Source organism: Leptospira borgpetersenii serovar Javanica, from assembly GCF_003046425.1.
Classification (GTDB): domain Bacteria; phylum Spirochaetota; class Leptospiria; order Leptospirales; family Leptospiraceae; genus Leptospira; species Leptospira borgpetersenii.
In genome coordinates, this window is record NZ_QAJG01000004.1 from 170,001 (window position 1) to 172,500 (window position 2,500).

Annotated in this window: 2 protein-coding genes and 1 other RNA gene (2 of these 3 only partly in view); all 3 read right to left on the minus strand. The window is 39.9% G+C overall.

What is annotated here, in order from left to right; genetic code table 11:
• Nucleotides 1–230, minus strand: a transfer-messenger RNA (tmRNA) gene (gene ssrA / locus CLV95_RS04725) (it extends 118 nt beyond the left edge of the window).
• Between the two features lie 645 nt (nucleotides 231–875).
• Nucleotides 876–1,403 (minus strand): NuoI/complex I 23 kDa subunit family protein, encoded by a 528-nt coding sequence (locus CLV95_RS04735; protein ID WP_002724435.1) that lies wholly within the window; start codon nucleotides 1,401–1,403, stop codon nucleotides 876–878.
• A protein-coding gene (locus CLV95_RS04740) for an NADH-quinone oxidoreductase subunit G (RefSeq protein ID WP_002724465.1) crosses the window boundary here: on the minus strand, nucleotides 1,390–2,500 show its 3' portion. It continues 347 nt past the right edge of the window; the window shows 1,111 of its 1,458 coding nt (coding positions 348–1,458); the start codon falls outside the window, past its right edge; the stop codon is at nucleotides 1,390–1,392. Before CLV95_RS04740 ends, CLV95_RS04735 begins: the two co-directional genes overlap by 14 nt.

Sequence of the window (2,500 nt, forward strand, 5' to 3'; positions counted from 1 at the left end):
TCCGGCTCAAATACAGTCTCTTTTAGGAACCGAAAACCAAAAGAGCCGCCTCTTGATAAGTTGCAGAACGTTTAGAATCCAAGAGAAAAAACCAAAGTTCCGTAGCAGAGATTAAGCTGCTAAAGCTAATTCGTTATTAGCGGTTATTGTTCGAAGGTTTTGAGAGGAGCCTACAACCTCTACACGCCACATAATCCCTGGCAACAACAGTCGAAACCAATTTCGTCCCCTGCTGTTTTTGATTAGAAGTTCAAGAGTAAAAAAGCCGAAATTCTACAGCAAGTCTTTTATTAAGAGTTTGTCCCAAAACGTAGGAACAATTGCAGCGATCCGCGAGGATTCCGATAAATCGAATGGTTTTGGGACACGCTCTAAGATAAAATAGCGCCCTTCTGCTTGAAAAACGTGGGTTAGAGCAAGCATTTACCACAAAACAAGAAACCAACAGAAGGAGCGTAATGCAAAGTATGTAGGAATGAAATCCATACAAGAACGATTTTCACAAAGACCCAAAAAAGAATATTTCTTATTCCCGTTACCGAAGGGTAACATTCGAATAACAAGGCTTCAGTCCCTTCAATCTGGAATTCACAAATTGAAAAGAAATTTTGCTTTAATGCCCAATTCCTATTGCTCAAACAATAGAGTTGTTGAAAAATTCTATAGTTCAGATTAACAAAACTGCTTTAACCGACCGTTCAATGAAACAGATGAAGAATTAATTTTTCAACAACTCTAATATATAAGAACCTGTCCCAAAAAAAACTAAAGCCGTCTCGCTTCTATTGGCGCTCGACGGGTTTAGGCGCGCTGTAAGTAAAAAAAATTAACTTGATAAAAATGATCCCGAGTTATCTAAGAAAGAACCTTAACCCCTATTGTCTTTCCCCAATGATCGGACCGCCTACGATTTGCATCATTCTTTCTTTAGTTAATATTAAGTCTTCTCGGTTGTCAGTCGCCATTTCACCGGGGCCGTCCAGATAAATCGCACCTTTCGGACAAGCTTCCTCACACATACCACAAAAAATACAACGCAATAAATCGATCTCGAATTTTTTCGCGTATTTGTCTTCGGGATGAAGATGTTGAATTTCAGGAGCCACTTCCCCCGCTTCGATATAAATTGCGTCGGCAGGACAAATCCACATACAACAAAAGCAACTTGTACATCGTTCGCGACCTTGCTCGTCCCGTTTCATTGTATGCATTCCGCGGAAGCGCGTGGAGTATTTTCTTTTTTTCTCCGGATATTCGATCGTGACTGTTCTTCTTAAAATCGCCGCTTTGATAAAATGTTTTAGCGTGATCCAAAGTCCTTTGCCTATGGAATAAAAATAAAATTTTTCATACCAAGAAAGTTTATGAAGACTTGCTACGCGTACTACGTTAACGGTTCCCAACGCCAACCTCCTTAGGAGAAGACGCAGATTCTTTGACCAATTCTGCCAGCCTTCGGAAAACAGAACCGGAATTCAATAAACCTTTAGGCGGTTCCATCACTTTTTGAAAGTGTTGGTTTAACCCGTTCTTATTTGTAAAAGAACCCGATTGCTCTGCGAATGTTTGAATTGGAATTCCAAATGCGACTTCGCTAATTTCCTGAGTTAAATTAGTCTCCAATAATACAACAGTCGTCTTGGAAAAAACAGAAGGTAAAAACTCTTTTATATTCTCCTTAATTATAAAAACCAAATCGACTTCCCCCGCTTCGATGGCCTTACGAACCGCGTTTATTCCCTGAGAAGAAACAAAACCGGAATCCACGGCACCTCTCGTATTCGGTCTTAGATCCGTAGTCATCAAGAAATCCTTCTGTTCGGGGACCTTGTATTGAATCTCGTTTATTCTCACTTCCAGAATAACCGATTTTCCAAAAGACTCCACACTTTGTAGAATCATTTTCAAATTTTCGTTTGATTCGGCCGCCCCACCGAGAATTGCTATCTTTTTTGCATTCAAAATCTTTTCCGTAACTGCAGATAATACGACCGCACTTTCTGAAATATTTCCATTCTGATAATAAGCGAATAAACGATTCTCATTCAACCAATCGATATCAAAACGTCCTGCATCACAAAGAAAGTACATGTCTTTTTCCTCATCGATTCGGGGCATGTATCGATACATTTTATTATCTCTTACGTTAGTTGTAATGTTACAACCCGTACTACAACCGTGGCAGATCGATTCCGCGTTTTTATACCACCATACTCTTGATTTAAACAGGGTCTTGTTGTTAAGAAGTGCCCCCGTCGGACAAAGGTCCGCAAGCGCACCCTGAAAGTTATGTTGAATCGGTTCGCTTTTTGCAAGACCGATGATGGAATGATACCCTCTTTCAAAAAGACCAAGATTAGATTCCCCCACTATTTCTTCTTCGAAACGAACACAACGATAACAAACGATACAACGATTATGATTGATGATCAGATTAGTACCGATCTCTTCCTGAGGAACATTCCTTTTTTCTAATGTAAATCTGGAATTGCCGTTTCCT